Consider the following 19259-nt stretch of genomic DNA (forward strand, 5'->3'; position numbering starts at 1 on the left):
GCATCCTGCCGGGTGTTTTATTTCTTCTACTATATACGATCCACTAAATTCAAATAATATTGTTTCAAAGAATCCTTTAGCGTATCTGGTTCGACAGTCTGAATGGACGTGCCATAACCTGCAAGATAACTCACAATGAAATCCAGCTCATGGGGCTCATAGGTTCCGATGAGCAGGCGGACGCCGTTCTGTTCTTCAATACGCATGGAAGGATAGTGATTTTGCTTAAACTGCTCAATCCCAGTCTCGTTAATCCTGCATTGAAATGAAATTGCATGTACAGAAGGTTTCCACAACGATTGGAGATGTGCATTCTGTTCGTCAGCAAGGTGAGCGACAGGCTCGATACTGGTTAAAATAGCAGAAATGATTCGATCACAGCGGAACACACGATATGCTGTTTTCTCCAGATCGTACGCCTGACAGTACCAGTATCCTTTACTCGCGGATAGCGTAATGGGCTGAATGATACGAGTGGAGACGGGAACTTCCACGTTACGATTCACACTTTTGCTCTGGTGAGGATATGTAATCTGAATAACCATTTGCTGAACCGCAGCATGTAATACAAGCTCCAGATGGGAACTGTCCCTGATTTGTTCAGTATGTTTAAAGCTGATACGTTGCTGCATACGATGAATATTTTCTCGCTGCTGGTCAGATAAGGCCGCCATAAATTTCTGATGAACGGAATCAAATGTTGTCTGAAAAGGTAAGCTGGAGAAGCTGCGAAGAGCCTGCATGGCGAAATACAGGGCGTGAAGCTCATCCGTGTTAAATGAGATTGGAGGTAGCTGCATCTGTTGAAGCAGCCGATAGCCACCATAACGTCCATATTCGGCATAGATGGGTGCACCCATCTCTTCTAAAGATGTAATATCCCGTAATGCAGTACGTTTGGATATTTGAAACTCCTGCATTAAATCAGGCAGGGTGAACCGTTGTTTTTGATTGATAAAGCGAAGCATATGGTGTAAACGTTCTGTTTTATTCAATGGATCGTCCTCCTTTTCGTCAGAATACATTCTTATGGTGCCATGTATTGGCACCTTTTATCGTTATAGTAGTAAGTGTAAGACAGACTAATGAAGGAGGCAAATGACATGAATTATGAGGTTATTCCTTTTCTCTCAATGAACGGAGAAGCGGCAGACGCGATTGCCTTTTACGAGAAGACGTTGGGGGCAAAGGTCTTATTTCGAAAAAGCTATAAAGAAATGCATCAGATGAATCCTAGTTTTACGTATCCCCCAGGCCAAGATGAGTACATCACCCATTCGGTGCTGGAGATCGGGGCGAACAAAATCATGATTGGCGAGGAAGCAATGGATGCGGAGAGACCTTGGGAGCTGGGGAACAGTGCGTCCTTGTGCGTTCAATCGCGGGATCAGAGTCAGATCGATCAACTCTATGAGGCGCTACTGAAACATGAAGGGGTGAGGGTACTTGTGCCTTATGAACAAAATGAGTTCAGTCCTGGATATGGGATCGTCCGTGATCCGTTTGGTGTTGTAATCCAGCTATGTGTGACAGTACATGATTTCTAACGTTTGAACGGTGCACATTTACGTGTGTATATGAGGTTGCCGTTTACCGAAGAAGAGCAGGTTATGATTATTCATAACTTGGTCTTTTTTGTCATTCTGGTCTTTTTCTCATAGATGGTGAATTATGTTCTAGCGAGAAGATTCTAAATAGTGTAAGATCAATCCCTAAGCCCGTACTTACCTAAGAATGAAGACTTATGTATATAAAAAAATAATTCTCTGGATTCATGAAAGAGTGATCCAAAGGTCCTTAGTACGGGTATATATACTGAGATAGATTGCAGGGTCATGCTATATAAAAACGTCATTACTCTGTATCATCTGTTAAATTCATAAAATTTATAGCCTATTGGATGAATTGTGGGGGATTGGGATGTCTTTATTGGAGGTTCGGGAGCAAGATCAGGTTACAGACGAATTGGTGGTCAAGGCGATGGAGAAAAGCTTGGCAATTATTCGTTTCGACCTGAATCGCAGGGTTACATACGTAAACGATGTGTTTGCTTCAAGGATGGGATACAACAAGGAAGAGATGTATGGAATGCAGCATAAACAACTATGCTTTGATACATTTGCAGACAGTCCGGCGTATGAGGAGTTCTGGAAAGGTATATTCAATGGGGAAAGCTTTCAGGACAAGATTGAGCGCAAGGACGCGAAAGGTCAATCGATATGGCTTGAAGCCACGTACATGCCTATATATGACGAGTCAAATCAGAAGATTTTGGGCGTGTGCAAGATGGCAACCGATATTACCGACCGTCAAAATAATATAACCAACGTTGTTCAGGAATTGAAGGCATTATCCCAAAAGTTGAACGAGCAGGCGGGAGAGGGAATCGAACGAAGTCACGAGCTAATATCCAGCTTTTCTTATATATCGGAAGTATCGACGGCCAACCAAGCTACATTAACCCATCTTCAAGAACAAGCTGGTGCGATCCAAGGTGTGGTGCGAACGATTCGAGAGATCTCTTCTCAGACCCAGCTCCTCGCGCTAAATGCAGCGATTGAGGCGGCTCATGCGGGAGAGTTCGGGCGCGGATTCGACATTGTGGCGAAAGAAGTGCGCAAATTGTCATCTATGGTGGAAAATTCAATCAATGAAATCCGTGATAGTGTAACGGGAATTACCAAAGAGATTACAAATATAACGAATGGTACGAAAAAGGTTGAGGATTACGTGCAGCAGAGTCACGATAGAATTGAAATTGCATTGCAGGACTTTAAAACGATTGCGTCTGCTGCCTATATGCTTGATGATAAGGCACAGCATGTGACTCGAATTTTGTAAGAGAAAAAGGTTTTAAATTATCATAGCTACATGTAAAAAGAAGAATGACTGCATATGGATAACGATTCTGTGGGTATTACAGGATCGTTTTTTTTGTGTCCAAAGCGATTTTTCAGAATCGAAACTTTCCATCAATAGAAACGGTAAGAAAGCGATCTTTTGCATTACTTACCAAAATAACGGAATTTTTACGAGCAAACGGGACACAATAATTCCGAAACCTGGGGTCTGATCTTGCTGAGATGGGAGGCGGAAGAGTATGTGGTCAACGATAGTGTCTTATATACCCAAATGGACGATATGGGCGCAGGCCATCATGGTTCTTGTTGTGCCAATCATCATATTTGTGACGACCAACTGGCTTCATAATGCAATCAAGCGTGGAAGCTTCTCACATAAGAAGAAGATACTGACCTCACCAAAAGATTTCTCACCTGCTGAGCTTGGCGTAGGAGCAGGAAAGGAAACCGGACATTTTGCCAATATCAAGCTAACAGGAACGTATACTACGGATCTCATTACGGTTCGAGAAACTGTTGGGAAGAACGCAGATGTACATATTCGTGAATTTACGATTAGAGGAACGGATACGAGAGTAGCGATTGTATATACGGAAGGGCTTATCGATACTGATCTGATGGATGATTTTTTGATAAAACCGTTGATGACCGTCGGCATACCCGAACTGAAACAGGAAAGTTTCCTTCACGCTGAACAAGCAGATTTTCTGTCAACCTATCTAAAAAATCAGATCCTCCCTGTCAGCATGATTGAAGAAACGCAATCTCTTCAAGAGCTTGCTGTGGGTGTACTCGTAGGCAAAAATGCTCTATTAGTGGATGGCATGCCGAAAGCTATGCTGATCGGAACCGCCAGATTAAAAACGCGTGGCGTTGATGAGCCGTTATCCGAAGGGTTACTACGTGGGCCACGAATTGGATTTACAGAGGAGCTCAGTAACAACACAGGCGTATTACGACGGTATGGCAGAGATCAGAGTCTGTTTATTGAAAAACTTGAAGTGGGCAGCCGGATCAAAAAGGACTTGGCTATTGCTTATATTATGGATATCGCTGATCCAAAACTCGTAGCCGAAGTTCTGAAACGTGTGAAGAGTATCGACATGGACACGATATTGGAATCAGGTTATGTCGAACAGCTGATTGAAGATGATACATTGAGCCCTTTTCAACAAGTTCTGAATACAGAAAGACCTGACCGGGTGATGGGTGCCTTGCTAGAAGGACATGTAGCTATTTTACTCGACGGCACTCCATTTGTACTCGTTGTCCCTGTGACATTCAGTATGCTTCTCCAATCTCCGGAAGACTACTATGAACGCTGGATTCCGAGTACGTTCATTCGTATTCTGCGATTTATGGCAGCTATGTTAGCATTGCTTGCCCCAGCACTCTATATATCGTTTATTTCGTTCCATCCAGGTCTGATTCCGACGAAACTGGCGCTTACGATTATTGAAACACGTTCAGGTGTACCCTTTCCTTCCCTTATAGAGGCTTTAATTATGGAGCTGTCCATTGAGATTCTGAGGGAAGCAGGCATTCGTTTGCCTAAACCGATCGGGCCTGCGATGGGCATTGTTGGGGGTTTGATCATCGGTCAGGCAGCAGTACAAGCAGGTATTATCAGTCAGTTTCTAGTCATTGTTGTAGCCGTCACAGCCATTTCATCCTTTACGATTCCAGTGTATAGTGCTGGACTAACTTTGCGCTTGTTGCGCTTTGCTGCGATGTTTAGTGCCGCTGTAATGGGATTGTACGGTGTGGTCATGTTCTTTTTACTCGTGTGTACGCATCTAGCCCGACTATCCAGTTTCGGAGTGCCTTACATTTCGCCAGCTGTTCCATATCATGTGAGTGATTGGAAAGATTTTATCATTCGTGCACCACTTAATATGATGAGAAGACGTCCTGACATGATGAATACCATCGATGAAGATCGGAAGGAATAGTTTCGTTCACAGTGCATTTTCGTAACGTTCGGTACAGTTCATAGAAGATCTGGAGGTCTGTTGAAGTGAATGACTCCCAAGTGAAAATTAATACCACGCAAACCGTAGTTATTATCGTCAATTATATGCTGGGTGCAGGCATATTAACACTGCCCCGGACAACTAGCAGAGCCGTTGGAACACCCGACGTCTGGATCTCCATCATTCTCTCCGGGCTTATTATTACGGGTGTTGGATTGATTATGGTAACCTTATGCCGAAGATTCCCCGACAAAAACGTGTTCCAATTCACAGGGGAGATCACGGGACGGTGGATAGGCTACATACTAGGCTGTGCGACTATCGTTTATTTTATGGTTATCGCAGCCTTTGAGATTCGGGTGATGGCCGATGTAACCGGCATGTATCTGCTGGAACGTACACCTACATGGGCGATTGTGATGGTGTTTATGTGGATTGGAATCTATCTAATTTCTGGTGGACTGGCGGTCATCGTACGTGTATTTGAGGTCATCTTGCCGATTACCCTGATTATATTTGTCATGGAAATTTTACTCAGTAATCAGCTGTTTGAGATCGGTAATCTCAGACCGGTACTTGGAGAGGGCATCATGCCTGTGATTAGAGGATTGAAACCTTCATTGCTGTCATACACAGGTTATGAGGTTATGCTTGTCATTACAGCCTATATGCAAAATCCGAAAAAAAGCAATAAGGCCATGGTATGGGGACTGGGAATATCCACATCCATCTATCTGATAACGGTCGTGATGGTTGTTGGTAGTTTGTCCCTGGATGGGATTAAAACGAGAACCTGGCCAACGCTGGATTTGGTACGAAGTTTTGAGATTCAGGGTTTAATCTTTGAACGATTCGAATCGTTATTGCTGGTCATATGGATTATGCAGATTTTCTCGACCTTCGCCATCACCCATTACTTGGCTTCTGTGGGGATTCGTGATCTGTTCAAAGCTAAGAGAATACGGACAATCATGTACGTGCTTCTACCCATCATCTATCTGACAGCCATGATTCCCAAAAATGTATATGAAACGTTTGCACTCGGTGACAGGTTGGGTGATCTATCTGTCATTTTGTTTGCAATCACACCTTTCATATTGTTAGTAGTTAGCATTATTCGTAAAAAAGGAGGTACACAGACATGAGATCACTCCGGTTGTGGCTGCGTATCGTCTCTGCAATGCTCATTCTTAGTCTAATCTCGGGGTGCTGGAGTAGCCGTGAGATTGAAGACTTAAGTCTGTATGTCGGTCTCGGAATTGATGTTGGCGAAGAGACAGAATTTGAGAAGAATATAGCCTCTCAAGGAGGCATCTATCCGGAAAAAGACAATGTTACGGCCACCGTTCAGATTGCTCCAGGAAAGTCGAGTAGTCAGCAGAGTGAGCAAGGTGGTTCGCCATCTTCTGGGAAATCCTCCTATTCAAACGAACAACTCACAGGAGATTCAATGCTCCAGATTTTTCGGCAGTTCGCCTTGCGCCGTGATCATCCACTTATTGGACATCATCTGAAAGTGATTGTTGTTTCCAAGGATATAGCCAAAAAGTATGGGCTGAAACAGTTACTTGATTTTATACTTCGAGATAATGATATTCGTCCGAACTGTCTTGTGCTGATCAGTCATCAACGAGCAGTGGATGTGCTCACATCGAAAGATCCTACCCGGATTCCGGCCTTCTATCTCACGGGAATTACGAATAACTCATATATATCGAATAAAATCATAGAACCTGTTTCACTATCCAAACTGGATGCACAGATGCAATCAGGATCCAGTTTCCTGCTTCAAAATGTGCTGAGCTATAAGGGGGAAGACAAATTTTCAGGAGGTAGTATATTTGCAGCCAAAACAACCAAATTTGTAGGAGAGCTCAGCCAAACCGATCTCGAGGCTTTGTCATGGATTAAGCCTAAAGAACGATCAGGTGTCATCAAAACATATAGCAAGGAAGGTTTCACGGTCACCTATGAGATTAAGAATAAAAGGACAAAAATTATTCCGAAGGTGGTCGGCGGAGACATTTCGTTCCACGTTAAAGCTGAATCCGAAGGCTGGTTAATGGAGGACTGGCGTGCTCCCGAAAGAGAAGAGAAGGGGGCTTATCTGAAGGAGCTGGAGGCGGAGTTTGCCAAATTAGCTAAGCAACAGATTGAACAAATGCTCTATAAACTCCAGCATATCTATAAGGTTGACGTTGCTGATTTTCGGGACAGCCTCCGGATTCATTATCCAAAAACGTGGAAGAAAGTAAAAGATAACTGGGATGAAGTATTTGCAACGGTAACCATAACGTATGAGATTAAAACAACAATTACAAATCCAGGCTCTTCCACGGAGTAGTGGGATACATGACTGTTCGAGGGTGTTCCTATTTATGATGTTGACACATTCGACATCAATCGATATAGTTATACAAAATCATATTCTTATCCAGAGAGGTGGAGGGACTGGCCCTTAGAAACCTCAGCAACAGATCTTAAGGATACTGTGCTAATTCCAGCGGGTGAAAGCCTGATAGATGGGAGCGTTAGTTTTTATTTGTCAGTAGCGGCGCACTCTTCGGGAAGAGTGGGTCTTTTTTGTTTGTTCTGGATGAAGAGACGGGGAGCAGATTATATGGAAAATAGCAGTAATAGGGGTCAATTTCAGCGAAAAATGCAAACGAGGCATGTAGTCATGCTCTCACTTGGTGGCGTCATCGGAACAGGTCTGTTCCTCAGCTCAGGGTATACCATCCAGCAGGCTGGGCCGTTAGGTACGATTCTATCTTATCTGATTGGTGCATTGGTGGTGTATCTGGTGATGCTCTGTCTAGGTGAACTATCCGTTCACATGCCGGAGACAGGGGCATTCCATAGTTACGCAGCTAAATACATTGGACCGGCTACAGGTTATACCGTTGCCTGGCTGTACTGGCTTACCTGGACAGTGGCTCTGGGATCGGAATTCACAGCCGCTGGGCTACTTATGCAGCGCTGGTTTCCGTCTGTCAATGTCTGGATCTGGAGTGGTCTATTTGCACTGATGATCTTCTTGTTTAATGCGTTCACAGTCAAACTTTTTGCTGAATCGGAGTTCTGGTTCTCCTTGGTGAAAGTGACGACGATCGTCATCTTTATCCTTCTTGGCGGGGCTGCGATGTTTGGCATTATTCCAATGGCAGATGCTGAACCTGCTCCGTTTTTTTCCAACATTACAGCGTCAGGGTGGTTTCCGCACGGAGCGACCGCAATTTTAATGACGATGCTTGCAGTTAACTTTGCCTTCTCTGGAACGGAACTGATTGGTATTGCAGCAGGTGAAACTGAAAATCCGGAGAAAACGATACCGAAAGCTATCCATACAACGCTGTGGCGTTTAATTATTTTCTTCATTGGTACCATTGTTATTTTGTCGGCATTGCTGCCATCGTCGGATGCAAGTGTGCTGGAGAGTCCATTTGTGGCTGTCATGGAGCGGGTCGGCATTCCGTATGCGGCTGATATTATGAACTTTGTCATTATAACGGCCATTCTTTCGGCAGCTAACTCTGGACTATATGCTTCATCCCGGATGCTCTGGTCCCTGGCGGATAAAAAAACAATATCTCCATGGTTTGCCCGCTTGACCAAACGCGGCGTTCCATTCAATGCACTTTTGCTGAGTATGGCTGGTGGTGCGCTGGCTTTACTGTCCAGTATCATTGCACCTGGAACCGTCTATATTACGCTCGTATCCATCTCGGGTCTTGCTGTCGTGGCGGTGTGGATGAGCATTAGCGTATCTCAGTATATGTTCCGCAGACAGTATCTTCGGGAAGGACATGACGTGAAAGATCTGGTGTACCGCACACCGTTATATCCAATCGTGCCGATCGTTTCATTTTTGTTGTGCTTGGCATCCTGTATCGGTATTGCTTTTGATCCTACGCAACGGATTGCTTTGTATTGTGGTATTCCATTCATTATTTTATGTTATGTCGTGTATTATTTGACGGATCGTACGAAGAAGAAAAGAGGGCTAACACAATGACTCAATCGCAAAAAAGTAACTCTATAGATGCTATACAACGAATTTTGAGTAAGTATCCAGTCATGATTCTGGATGGTGCACTGGCGACGGAGCTTGAACAACATGGCTGTGATCTGGATGATCCGCTCTGGTCTGCACGTGTCTTGCTGGAGAACCCGGATATAATCGTGAACGTGCATGCTGATTATTTCCGTGCTGGCGCGGACTGTGCAATTACCTCTAGTTATCAGGCGACCATCGAAGGTTTCCGTAAGCGTGGCATTGGAGAGGAAGCTGCACTGGATCTGATTCGCAAAACAGTGAAGCTGGCTGCCAAAGCTAGAGATGACGTGTGGTCAGAATTGCAGGGAAGCGAAGCAGCCGCCATCCGCCGTCCAAAGCCGATCGTTGCCGGGTCTGTCGGCCCATATGGTGCCTATCTGGCGGATGGGTCGGAGTACGTTGGACATTACGACGTATCGGATGAAACACTCGCTGCATTCCATCGTCCGCGAATGGCCGCGCTGATTGAAGCGGGAGCTGACATTTTGGCCTTTGAGACAATTCCATCCCTGCAGGAAGCTCGGGTGCTCGTTGAACTGCTAAAGGAATTTCCGGAGGCATATGCCTGGCTATCCTTTTCATTAAAAGATGGGACAAGCATCAGCGAGGGTACACCGCTTGAAGTATGCGCACAGACATTTGGATCGGAGCCGCAGATTGCGGCAATCGGTCTGAATTGTGCTCCGATGGATGTAGTCACAGAAGCCATTGGCATACTGCGCCAAGCCAGCGATAAACCTGTTATTGTATACCCGAATTCAGGAGAGATTTATGATGCCGAGACGAAAACGTGGAGTGGTCAAGGCTCCTGTGGTAGTATGAAAGACGCGTCGGAACAATGGGTTGCTGCAGGCGCTCAGATTATTGGCGGCTGCTGCCGTACCACACCACATCAGATTGGTGAGCTGGCGAAGAAGTGGCGGAGCTAAAAATACGATGTTGTTTATATAGAAAGAGCTTATTATATGAACATGTAGACTTAAAGAATATAAAAAAGAGTCCTTACTTACCTGTTTGGTAGAGTAGGGACTTTTTTTATTTATTCAACAACTAACATATGTGGTGAAAGCAGCCTGCGTTACACATGTTCCAGATCATCTATGGGTTCATGCTGTCTAAATTTCATGTATTCTGCGGGAGACACACCAAAGTGTGCCCGAAACACCCGGTGGAAATAAGAGTAGCTGGCAAAACCGCAGGATTCGGCTATATGCTCCAGTGTCATTTCACTATATTTCATGCGCTCCAGTGCAGCATTCAGGCGGATTTCAATAGCATATTGGATCATGGTTTGATTATAGTGTTCCTTGAATAAACGCACAGCACGAGAGAGACTCAGTCCCGCATAACGTGCAGCTTCCTCCAATTTAAACGTGACAGTGGCATGTTCTTCGATAAAACGCTTCAGCTTAAGTGCCGATGAGACGGCACGGTCGGTCTGAATATTTTCCGTAATCGCCCGGTCAATATACAGGCATAATCCCCGCAGCAGTGCATCCTTCAGCTCCGCATTTTCCTCCAGTGGGCCGCGCCGTTTCTCCAGCAACATGTTACGCCACAGACTGATTAGTTTATCATCCAGTCCGATCCGGCTTACTGTTGCACGATGCTGGCGTTTCCACCACTGTTCAATCCAGCGCCCTTCACAGAACAGATAATAGTCCCCGCTAGATAAGCGCCCTTCCTTATGTGGCTCATCCACCACGAGGCGATAATCATCCCCCGGTTTGAGCAATAGCAGATCACCGCTGGTCATACGGAATTCCTCTTCTTGTACATATACTTTACACGTGCCTTCTGTCTGCAAGCGGAACAGGTAGGTGGACAGCTCGCCTTTCATATTATGGGTGAATGCCTTGTAGTGATAGGAATAGTCGCAGATCAATACGGATGTGTCTAATGTGTCCAAAGATGTACGCCCCCCCAATGTTCGATCCACTCGATTCATCGATTCGTGATACTGCCCCAGTGCATCCAGATAGCCGGAATGATGGGAACATTTAGGATCGAAATAAAAATTGATCAGATAGTTCATGTTCTGACTATATTGTATATGTTCATTCTAGCCTGTTTTGCGTTAGGATGAAACCAGATAGAGCAATGCAAGCAAATTTGAGAGCAGAGGAGTATCTGTCATGAAAAAATTGAACATTGGTTTGCAACTTTTTACACTTCGTGATGAAACTGCAGCAGATTTTCGTGGTACACTGCGCAAAGTAGCCGCTCTTGGATACGAAGGAGTAGAATTTGCCGGATATGGTGACATACCAGCAGAAGAAATGAAAGCGCTACTAGAAGAGCTGGGCCTGAAAGGTTTCAGCAGCCACGTGTCCCTTCATGCGATGCGCGACAATCTGCAAAAAGAAATCGACTACCTGAAAACGATTGGTGCACAATATATGATCTGCCCTTATCTGATGCCGGAGGATCGCCCGGACAATGCAGAGGGCTGGACGAAGCTGTTTGAGGAATTGCAACAGTACGGAGCTGAAGCAGCAAAACAAGGTTTGATCTTCGGTTATCACAATCATGATTTCGAATTCCACGGTCAGGTTGGGGATGCGAATGCATTTGATGCTATGTTCGCTCAAACCACTCCAGAAGCAGTGCAAGTGGAAATGGACGTATGTTGGGTGCAGTTTGCTGGACAAAATCCAATCGAGTATATTAATAAATATGCGGGCCGTTTGCCGCTGCTTCACTTGAAAGATTTCAGCAAAGACGAGCAGGGACAGATGAAAACACTGGAACTAGGACAAGGCGATGTGGATCTTCCGGCTGTTATTGAAAGCGCAACAAAAGCTGGTGTAGAGTGGCTAATCGTCGAACAGGACGTATGTCAGAACCCTCCACTTGAAAGCGTAGAGAACAGTCACAACTGGCTAAAACAAAACTATCTGAACAAGTTCTAAAATAGCCAAGTACTTAGACGCTAGGCAACATTTGTTCCAGACGTAACATCTGACCATGTCAAACATGAATCTAATTGTCAAAGGAGACTTATGTACATGAGTAAAATTAAAGTTGCTGTATTCGGCTGTGGAGCTATTGCCCAGCGCAGACATATTCCAGAGTACGCTGCCAATGAGAACGTAGAACTTGTTGCTTTCGCTGATCCGATTGTGGAGCGTGCGCAAGAAATGGCTGATATGTACGGCGGTAAAGCATATTCCAGTTACGAGGAATTGCTTGCGAGCGAAACTGTAGATGCGGTGAGCGTATGTACACCGAATCATCTGCATGCACCAATGGCGATTGCTGCTGCAAATGCGGGCAAGCATGTGCTTGTTGAGAAACCGATGGCGGTTTCGACCGAAGAAGGCGAGCAGATGATTGAAGCAGCCAAGAAAAATGGTGTATATCTGATGGTAGGCCACAATCAGCGTCTGATGCCTCCGCATGTGAAAGCGAAAGAGATTCTGGATTCCGGTCGACTGGGTAAAGTACTGAACTTCCGTACTTCCTTTGGTCACCCAGGTCCAGAGGCATGGAGTGTGGACGGAGCAGGCAGCTGGTTTTTCCGCAAAGAAGAAGCGATCATGGGCGCAATGGGCGACCTTGGCGTGCATAAATCCGACTTTATCCGTTATTTGCTGAATGATGAAGTGTCCGAAGTGGCTGGTTTCATCAGCACGCTGCATAAAGAAGGCACGGAAGTGGATGATAATGCAACGTGTCTGCTTCGCATGAAGAGTGGGGCAATTGGCACACTCGTAGCTAGCTGGACACAGTATAGAGGCGGAGACAATAGCACCGTGCTGTGGTGTGAGAATGGTGTAATGAAAATTGGTACTATCGATGGTGACGAGGTAATCGTCGAGTTGACTAATGGTACGGTTGAAACGTACAAAGTTGGCGCGATGGCTACTAACGAAAAACAAGTACCAAGTGGTGTGATCGATGCATTCGTAGAATCCATTGTGACGAAGACACCTCCAAGCATCTCTGGTGAAGAGGGCTTGCGTTCTCTGCAAGTCATCCTGGCTGCGTTTGAGTCTCAGAAAACAGGTCAAATCATTAAGCTGTAATAGGTTGTAATGAGCTTGAACGGGATGGATTCTAAGACTGAATACAATCCCAGGTAGTGTATGACTTCAAATAAGGGACATTCTCCAGTGCAATATACTGGCGGATGTCCTTTTGTCATTGACTTCAAAATAACACGCGAGGACAAGTGATTAGTGTAACAGCATCTAGTTCAAAGGCATTCAACGCATTCAACACAAGAATCAGCAAAAAATAAACCAAAAAACGGGGCAGTTCAGATGATGATCTGAGCTGCCCCTGTTTGTTTAATCCGATCTTTTGATCCATTGTACACGATCATAGGATTTGCTTACTCGGTTGCTACTTATGCATACACCTTTAATCTGATAGAGCATGGAAGGTTCGCGTATCAGTATTAGTACTATAGACTAGCTGGCTTAACCTCACTCGCCAGATCAATCCAGGCGATTTCTTCGGAATTCAGCGTGATGCGGGAACCTTCATCACAGGAGAGTAACTCTGCCTGATTTTGTGCCCCGATTAGAGCACAGGTCGGGAAAGATTGATTCAACACATAGGCCAGAGCAATCTGAATCGTGGTTGTCTTCTTCGCTTCAGCCAATTCCCCGGCACGGCGAAGACGTTCCCAGTTGCCATCGCTGTAGAATACACGTACTAAATCCGCGTTATCGCGTACCTCAGGCGTGAATCGACCAGTGAAGAAGCCGCGAGCCTGAGAAGACCAAGACAGCAGCGGCAGTTGTGTACGCTCATGCCACGCGAGCGTCTCAGCATCCGCGGATACACAGCCTGCCCAGAATGGTTCGTTCGCTTTGGCGAGACTGAGATTCGGGCTGCTGAACGTGAATCCTTTGAGACCATGGGATGCGGCATAAGCGTTAGCTTCCTCCAGCCGCTGCCAGGTCCAGTTCGAGGCGCCGATGGCGCCGATTTTTCCAGACTCGATGTGTTCGTTCAGGGCTTCAAGGATGACAGCAACAGGTACGTTGGGATCGTCCCGATGCAAGGCATACAGCTCGACATGATCCGTCTGCAGCCGCTCCAGACTGTCGGTCAGATCGCTGCGAATGGCCTCCGCATTCACACGTGGTCCGTGTTGATTATGATGCGCTCCTTTGGTTAGAATGACCATCTGGTCGCGATTACCACGTTCCTTCATATAACGCCCAAGAACCTCTTCGCTCTGTCCTCCGCAATAGATATGTGCTGTATCTACCGTATTACCACCGATGGCTAGGAATGCATCCAGATTTGTTGCGGCTTTCTCATAGGCATCATGTACAAAATAGTCGGTTCCTTTGATTAAACGGGAGACACGTTTGCCTGCACCAGCGATATCGATATATTCCATAGATAAACCATCCTCTCTTATTAAAGGGTTAATCGTTTTAATGGCTTATTGCCATAAGCTGTTGTAAGACCTACCCTAGTACATTTTTTTAAAGCGTGATGCGTGTACGCTCTTCCGCCGAGCGAAGACAAGCTTCAAGCACTTTCATATTAGCGGCTGCATCGGAAGAGGCGAAACGAAGCTCTTTACCTTGGAGTACAGCACGGGCCATATCATCCCCTTGCAGTGCGTAGTGATTGACTTGAGGAACCTCAACCTCCCGACGTTCACCACCCGAAGTCACAAAGAAGTTAGAGCTGCTGTCCGGACGAGCGATATATGCAGAAGGTACTTCAATGATGCCCTCAGACCCGAGTACCTCCAGTGTGTTGCGGAAGGCTGCCCACATGCTGCTGTCAAATGTAACGCCTACGTGATTGTCGAATTCAAGCAGTCCGGAAGCCATCATATCCACCTGATCATGCTCCGGGGAGAACATGCCGATGACCGTTACTGCCTTTGGCTCCTGATCTAGGAGAAGACGAGCTGCACTGATGGAATAACAGCCGATATCATACAATGCGCCGCCGCCCCATTCCTTACGGAAACGAACGTTACCGGATGAACCGGAATTGTTGAACGAAAACGTACTGTGGATGCCACGGATTTCACCGATCTCACCGCTCGCAATGATCTCGCGAATCTGGTCATAACGCGGGTGATGGCGGTACATGAATGCTTCTGCCAGATGCACACCTGCATCTGCGCATGCTTCTACCATTTCCAAGGCTTCCTTTTCCGTCAGAGCGAGTGGTTTTTCACATAAAATATGTTTGCCGGCTTGTGCCGCACGGATCGTCCATTCCCGATGCAGATGATTGGGCAGTGGGATGTAAACGGCATCAATGGAATCGTCCTCCAAAATCGCTTCATAGCTCCCGTAAGCCTTTTCAATACCAAGTTTATCAGCAGTTTGCTGTGCTTTATCGAGATCACGGCTGGCAATAGCGGTAACTTCGTTTAATTCGGATTGCTGCAAGCCAGGAATGACGGAACCTATTGCAATGTTGGCGCTACCAAGAATGCCCCAGCGTAACTTTTGAACAGAATTCATATCTTGTTTCCTCCTGTAATTGAATGTATATTGTGATTATAATGAATAGATGGATGAATTAAAATGATAATATATTGAATTGAATTAACACAATATTGTTTAATGGAGTGAACAAGCATGATGAGACAAACCGTATTGCTGACTTTGCAGGATATCCCTTATTTTTGCTACCCGGAGTCTGTTGGACATTATACGGAACATGCGCAGCACGCAGTTTTACGTGAGGCTGGCGTGCTGAACAATTTCAATATTCATTATGTTGCGGCAGGTAAAGGATACGTGGAGGCCGATGGAGTGGTACATGAGCTTCGGGCAGGTCAAGCGGTGCTGTATTTTCCTCATCAACGGCAGCATTATTACAGTAGTGAAGATGAACCGTGGGATGTACGCTGGGTTCATTTTTATGGGGAAAGGCTGCATGATTACATGCTGGAGCGCGGCCTGCACCGCAATTTATTATGGACACTGAGACAGGGCACTTCCTGGGAAGAAGCACATCTGGCACTCCTTGAAGAAGCGGAGCAGAACAGGATGCTTCGTCCAGCCCAGTTATCCACGTTGACTTATGCTTTGTTGGCGGAATTCGTGCAACATGCCGTGCCCCTCAAGAACACACGTACCACGAGTAAAACGGAGAGCCGGGTACTTGCGTTATTACCGCAGATGCAGCAGGAAGCATGCGAGCCTTTTCTATTACAAGACTGGGCGGATCGGGCAGGAGTGAGTACGTATTATTTTTGCAAAATATTTAAAAATGCTGTAGAGATGACTCCGATGGAGTTCATCACCCGTTCACGGCTGCAAATGGCCAAGCAATGGCTGCTTGAGCGTCCGTCGGCTAACATTGGGCAGATTGCGGAGGAGGCAGGCTATCCGAATGCCAGCTATTTTAACCGCCAGTTTTTGGCGCATGAGGGCATGACCCCTACAGATTATCGAGGGCTGTATCACAAATAAAAGCTTCATCGTAGTGTCACACTCTACTGAACGAATTCCCGTGACATGTCTTCTTTCTTGCTGGATCTCATGCGGATTCGTTTGACAGAGTGTTTAATCAGGTCTATTATGGATAAATTAAATCCGTATATATTGAGGTGTCCTCTCATGAAATATTCCAAAGCGACAAACTATGCTCTGCATACGATGTTATATCTTGTCAGCACCGCGCCTGAACAACTGATCAGCGTGCATCAGCTGGCTGAGTTTCAGAAAGTATCACCAACGTATCTGTCCAAAATATTAACGAAACTAGTGAAGGCTGGCATGATTGAATCCACTTCTGGTGCCAATGGCGGATATCGGCTGAGCCGTAGAAATCCTGATCCTTCGTTCTTGGAGATCATTCATGCAATCGAAGGCAAAGCTTCTTTATTCGAATGTTCACAGGACCATAATACTGCATGTTTGATCCAGCAGGTCATGGTACAGGCGGAGGAAGAGATGGAAGGTTTCTTGCATCACAAAAAAATGTCAGAGCTGGCTTCTCAAATGAGGGAAGCTCATTCACTATAATGTGCATTGGGCCGAAGGCCTTTTGTAAAAGGAGAAAATTCATCTTATATACTACATTTTAAGACTAGAATCCCCCAAATCTCGCGAGAGAGGTGGGGGATTTTTGATATGTAGATAGGTGGACTAACACTTAACCAGACTAGGTAATCGTCACATGTGTGATTCCCTCGAGTAAAGAGCAGAGCGGACAGGAACGGCCGGTCTAGTATTTCATCAAGGCAAGATGTTACAATAAGAAAGATACGATATACATACTAATCATACTTACATCTCTGGAGGGAAACACATGAGCCAAACAACAATGATGACTGAACTGGAGCAGTTGCTCGCACTCGAAAATATTAGAAATACCAAGGCGCGCTATTGCCGATATATTGATACCAAAGCATGGGACGAGCTTGGGGATGTTTTTGCCCCGGATGCTGTGGCTGACTTTAGCACAGAAGGAAATCCGATTCCTGTGTTGACTGGACGTGACACCATTGTTCAAGTGTTCCGTGATCTGGTAGACCCGGCAGTAACCGTGCACCATGTGCATAGTGCAGAGGTTGAGTTTGTATCCGCGACGGAGGCTAAGGTTATTTCTCCAATGGAAGACAGAGTAACATTCCCTGAAGGCAATGAGAATAAATCTTTTCATGGATTCGGACACTATCACGAAACATTCGTCAAAATCGATGGACAATGGCTTATTCAGCATACCACTTTGAAACGTCTGAGACTGGATCTGTTTGAATAAGTAACGCTGTATTCAGTATAGTTTTAAAGCCATTAGGACCTGATCCCGATCAGGTCTTTTTGTGTTGTTTCATCCTTTATTCATTATATTGGTAAAAGTAAAAAAACCAGAAGTTCTGTCGTGGGACAGTTCCTTCTGGTTGGATGAAGCGGAATGGAATTAGGCCGCGGTATGTTTCCGGGACTGCATTCTCAGATAAAGTTGCGAAAAGATAATCGATGCAAGGGCGACTGCGGTCATGCCCCAAAAGATATAACTGTAAGCTGAGGATAACTGTATACTCTGCATTGCTGTCAGAGCCACACCCGTTACCGCTACGCTGAATGCACCGCTGAAAAATTGACTGAGCTGGAAAAGGCCCATGCCTGCGCCCACTTGATCCATGGACAGGTTACCCGACAATTCATTGGATACGCTTGTTGTCAAGGAAGAAAAACCAACGCTAAGCAGCATATATACAGCCATAATGGCATAGATGCTCTGATCTGCGAATAGAGCAAACAGTCCGGCAGCAGCCAGCAGTAACCAAGGTGCAAATTTTAATAGCAATGTATTGCCATGTCGGTCAATCATACGGCCAATGCGATTCGACAACAGCATAGACACAAGTGCACCGGGGAAGATGACAAGTCCTGACTGTGCAGGCGTCAACGCATAGAGGTGCGCCAGAACCTGCGGAAGCAGGAACAGCGTAGCGAAGTTATTAATGTAGGATACAATACCCAGCGAGCTGAGGATCATATACTTTTTGTCTTTGAACAGTGCGGGTTGCACAAACGGATCTGCAGCACGGCGAATGCGGAACCAGAACAGAAGCAGTGCGCTTACCCCAATAATTAGCGTGATAGGCTTCCGAGATGTCAGGAACAACAGTATACCGGTTGTACCAATGGCAAGCAGGATTGCGCCAAGCAGGTCGAAGGAACCTTTTTGCGGGATCTCCCGAGGTAATAGTTTGTAGAAAACAGGAATTAAAAACAGGGTTAATCCCGTCACGATAAACAGATCATGCCATCCCAAAAACTGAGTAATGCTTCCGCCAAGTACCGGTCCGAGTCCAAGACCCAGCGAACTGGCAGACATGATGACAGCCATTGATTTTCCCCGGCGATCATTCGGAATGTAGCGGGTGATTAACACAATGGCGAGTCCCGGAACGGAAGCTGCACCTGCCGCCTGAACCAGACGCGCTATGAGCAGCACGATAAAATGATTACTGAAGAATCCGAGAACGGATGCTGTACCGAGCAAAGTAAGTCCAGTCGTGAAGAGCGTGCGGATCGGCACAAAATCAGATAGACGCGAGAACGTAATCGAGGAAATGGCAAATACAATAGAGTACCCTGTCACAATCCATGAGGAAGCAACAGATGTAAGCCTAAAATCGGCTGCGATTTGGGGCAGCGCCAGATTGAACATCATTGTATTCATAACAACAAGTACAACAGTGAAGCCAAGCAAGCTTACGATTAATCCTTCCTGTATTCCAGTCCGTTCCCCTGATGATGCCGTTGCGGTATTATTCATAAAAAACCTCCTAGAGTAATGTGTGTTTCGCAACATTTCAGAAACGGTGTGCAACATTTGCATAATGCTGTATGATGTGAATCCCTTGCTATGACAGCAGGGTTACATAAACGAATACATTATAGTTCGATTGGAATC

The 19259-nt window shown here is 45.7% G+C and carries 17 protein-coding genes and 1 riboswitch; of the genes, 12 read left to right on the forward strand and 5 right to left on the reverse strand.

Annotation, left to right across the window (positions count from 1 at the left end):
- Positions 1-29 precede the first annotated feature (29 nt).
- Positions 30-995 (reverse strand): helix-turn-helix transcriptional regulator, encoded by a 966-nt coding sequence (locus PQG66_RS20975; protein WP_272039772.1) that lies wholly within the window; start codon positions 993-995, stop codon positions 30-32.
- Positions 996-1103: 108 nt separating this feature from the next.
- On the opposite strand from PQG66_RS20975, the gene PQG66_RS20980 reads away from it, so the two are divergent.
- From PQG66_RS20980 to mmuM, 7 genes are all read left to right on the forward strand, one after another.
- A complete protein-coding gene (locus PQG66_RS20980) occupies positions 1104-1547 on the forward strand; it encodes a glyoxalase/bleomycin resistance/extradiol dioxygenase family protein (protein WP_272039773.1) in 444 nt (147 codons plus the stop codon).
- Between the two features lie 373 nt (positions 1548-1920).
- On the forward strand, positions 1921-2841 hold the full coding sequence (locus tag PQG66_RS20985) for a methyl-accepting chemotaxis protein (protein ID WP_272039774.1): 921 nt from the start codon (positions 1921-1923) through the stop codon (positions 2839-2841).
- A gap of 259 nt (positions 2842-3100) precedes the next feature.
- Entirely contained in the window at positions 3101-4813 is a 1713-nt protein-coding gene (locus PQG66_RS20990) for a spore germination protein (RefSeq protein ID WP_272039775.1), read from the forward strand.
- 65 nt (positions 4814-4878) lie between these two features.
- Entirely contained in the window at positions 4879-5979 is a 1101-nt protein-coding gene (locus tag PQG66_RS20995; protein ID WP_272039776.1) for a GerAB/ArcD/ProY family transporter, read from the forward strand.
- Entirely contained in the window at positions 5976-7178 is a 1203-nt protein-coding gene (locus tag PQG66_RS21000) for a Ger(x)C family spore germination protein (protein ID WP_272039777.1), read from the forward strand. Before PQG66_RS20995 ends, PQG66_RS21000 begins: the two co-directional genes overlap by 4 nt.
- Positions 7179-7261: 83 nt before the next feature.
- A riboswitch (SAM riboswitch) is annotated at positions 7262-7363 on the forward strand.
- A 91-nt stretch (positions 7364-7454) separates the two neighbouring features.
- Positions 7455-8849, forward strand: coding sequence for an S-methylmethionine permease (mmuP, locus tag PQG66_RS21005; RefSeq protein WP_272039947.1), 1395 nt, complete (start codon positions 7455-7457; stop codon positions 8847-8849).
- Positions 8846-9820, forward strand: a complete 975-nt coding sequence (mmuM, locus tag PQG66_RS21010; protein WP_272039778.1) for a homocysteine S-methyltransferase — start codon at positions 8846-8848, stop codon at positions 9818-9820. Before mmuP ends, mmuM begins: the two co-directional genes overlap by 4 nt.
- Before the next feature lie 149 nt (positions 9821-9969).
- Here mmuM and PQG66_RS21015 read toward each other — a convergent pair whose 3' ends face one another.
- Positions 9970-10839, reverse strand: a complete 870-nt coding sequence (locus tag PQG66_RS21015) for a helix-turn-helix domain-containing protein (protein WP_272039948.1) — start codon at positions 10837-10839, stop codon at positions 9970-9972.
- Between the two features lie 187 nt (positions 10840-11026).
- On the opposite strand from PQG66_RS21015, the gene PQG66_RS21020 reads away from it, so the two are divergent.
- Entirely contained in the window at positions 11027-11803 is a 777-nt protein-coding gene (locus PQG66_RS21020; protein ID WP_272039779.1) for a sugar phosphate isomerase/epimerase family protein, read from the forward strand.
- Between the two features lie 96 nt (positions 11804-11899).
- Positions 11900-12919, forward strand: coding sequence for a Gfo/Idh/MocA family protein (locus tag PQG66_RS21025; protein ID WP_272039780.1), 1020 nt, complete (start codon positions 11900-11902; stop codon positions 12917-12919).
- Positions 12920-13299: 380 nt separating this feature from the next.
- On the opposite strand, the gene PQG66_RS21030 is transcribed toward PQG66_RS21025, so the two are convergent.
- Positions 13300-14250: an aldo/keto reductase gene (locus PQG66_RS21030; protein ID WP_272039781.1), complete on the reverse strand. Its 951-nt coding sequence runs from the start codon at positions 14248-14250 to the stop codon at positions 13300-13302.
- Between the two features lie 88 nt (positions 14251-14338).
- Positions 14339-15343 carry a Gfo/Idh/MocA family protein gene (locus tag PQG66_RS21035; RefSeq protein ID WP_272039782.1) on the reverse strand — a complete coding sequence of 335 codons (1005 nt, stop codon included), beginning with the start codon at positions 15341-15343 and terminating at the stop codon, positions 14339-14341.
- A gap of 117 nt (positions 15344-15460) precedes the next feature.
- On the opposite strand from PQG66_RS21035, the gene PQG66_RS21040 reads away from it, so the two are divergent.
- From PQG66_RS21040 to PQG66_RS21050, 3 genes are all read left to right on the forward strand, one after another.
- Entirely contained in the window at positions 15461-16300 is an 840-nt protein-coding gene (locus tag PQG66_RS21040) for an AraC family transcriptional regulator (RefSeq protein ID WP_272039783.1), read from the forward strand.
- Between the two features lie 147 nt (positions 16301-16447).
- The gene (locus PQG66_RS21045; RefSeq protein ID WP_272039784.1) at positions 16448-16855 is read left to right on the forward strand and encodes an RrF2 family transcriptional regulator; all 408 of its coding nucleotides are present in this window, start codon (positions 16448-16450) and stop codon (positions 16853-16855) included.
- Between the two features lie 286 nt (positions 16856-17141).
- Positions 17142-17594, forward strand: a complete 453-nt coding sequence (locus tag PQG66_RS21050; RefSeq protein ID WP_272039785.1) for a nuclear transport factor 2 family protein — start codon at positions 17142-17144, stop codon at positions 17592-17594.
- A gap of 159 nt (positions 17595-17753) precedes the next feature.
- On the opposite strand, the gene PQG66_RS21055 is transcribed toward PQG66_RS21050, so the two are convergent.
- Positions 17754-19121, reverse strand: a complete 1368-nt coding sequence (locus PQG66_RS21055) for an MFS transporter (protein ID WP_272039786.1) — start codon at positions 19119-19121, stop codon at positions 17754-17756.
- Between the last annotated feature and the right edge of the window lie 138 nt (positions 19122-19259).

It is taken from the genome of Paenibacillus sp. JJ-100 (genome assembly GCF_948329825.1).
GTDB lineage: Bacteria > Bacillota > Bacilli > Paenibacillales > Paenibacillaceae > Paenibacillus.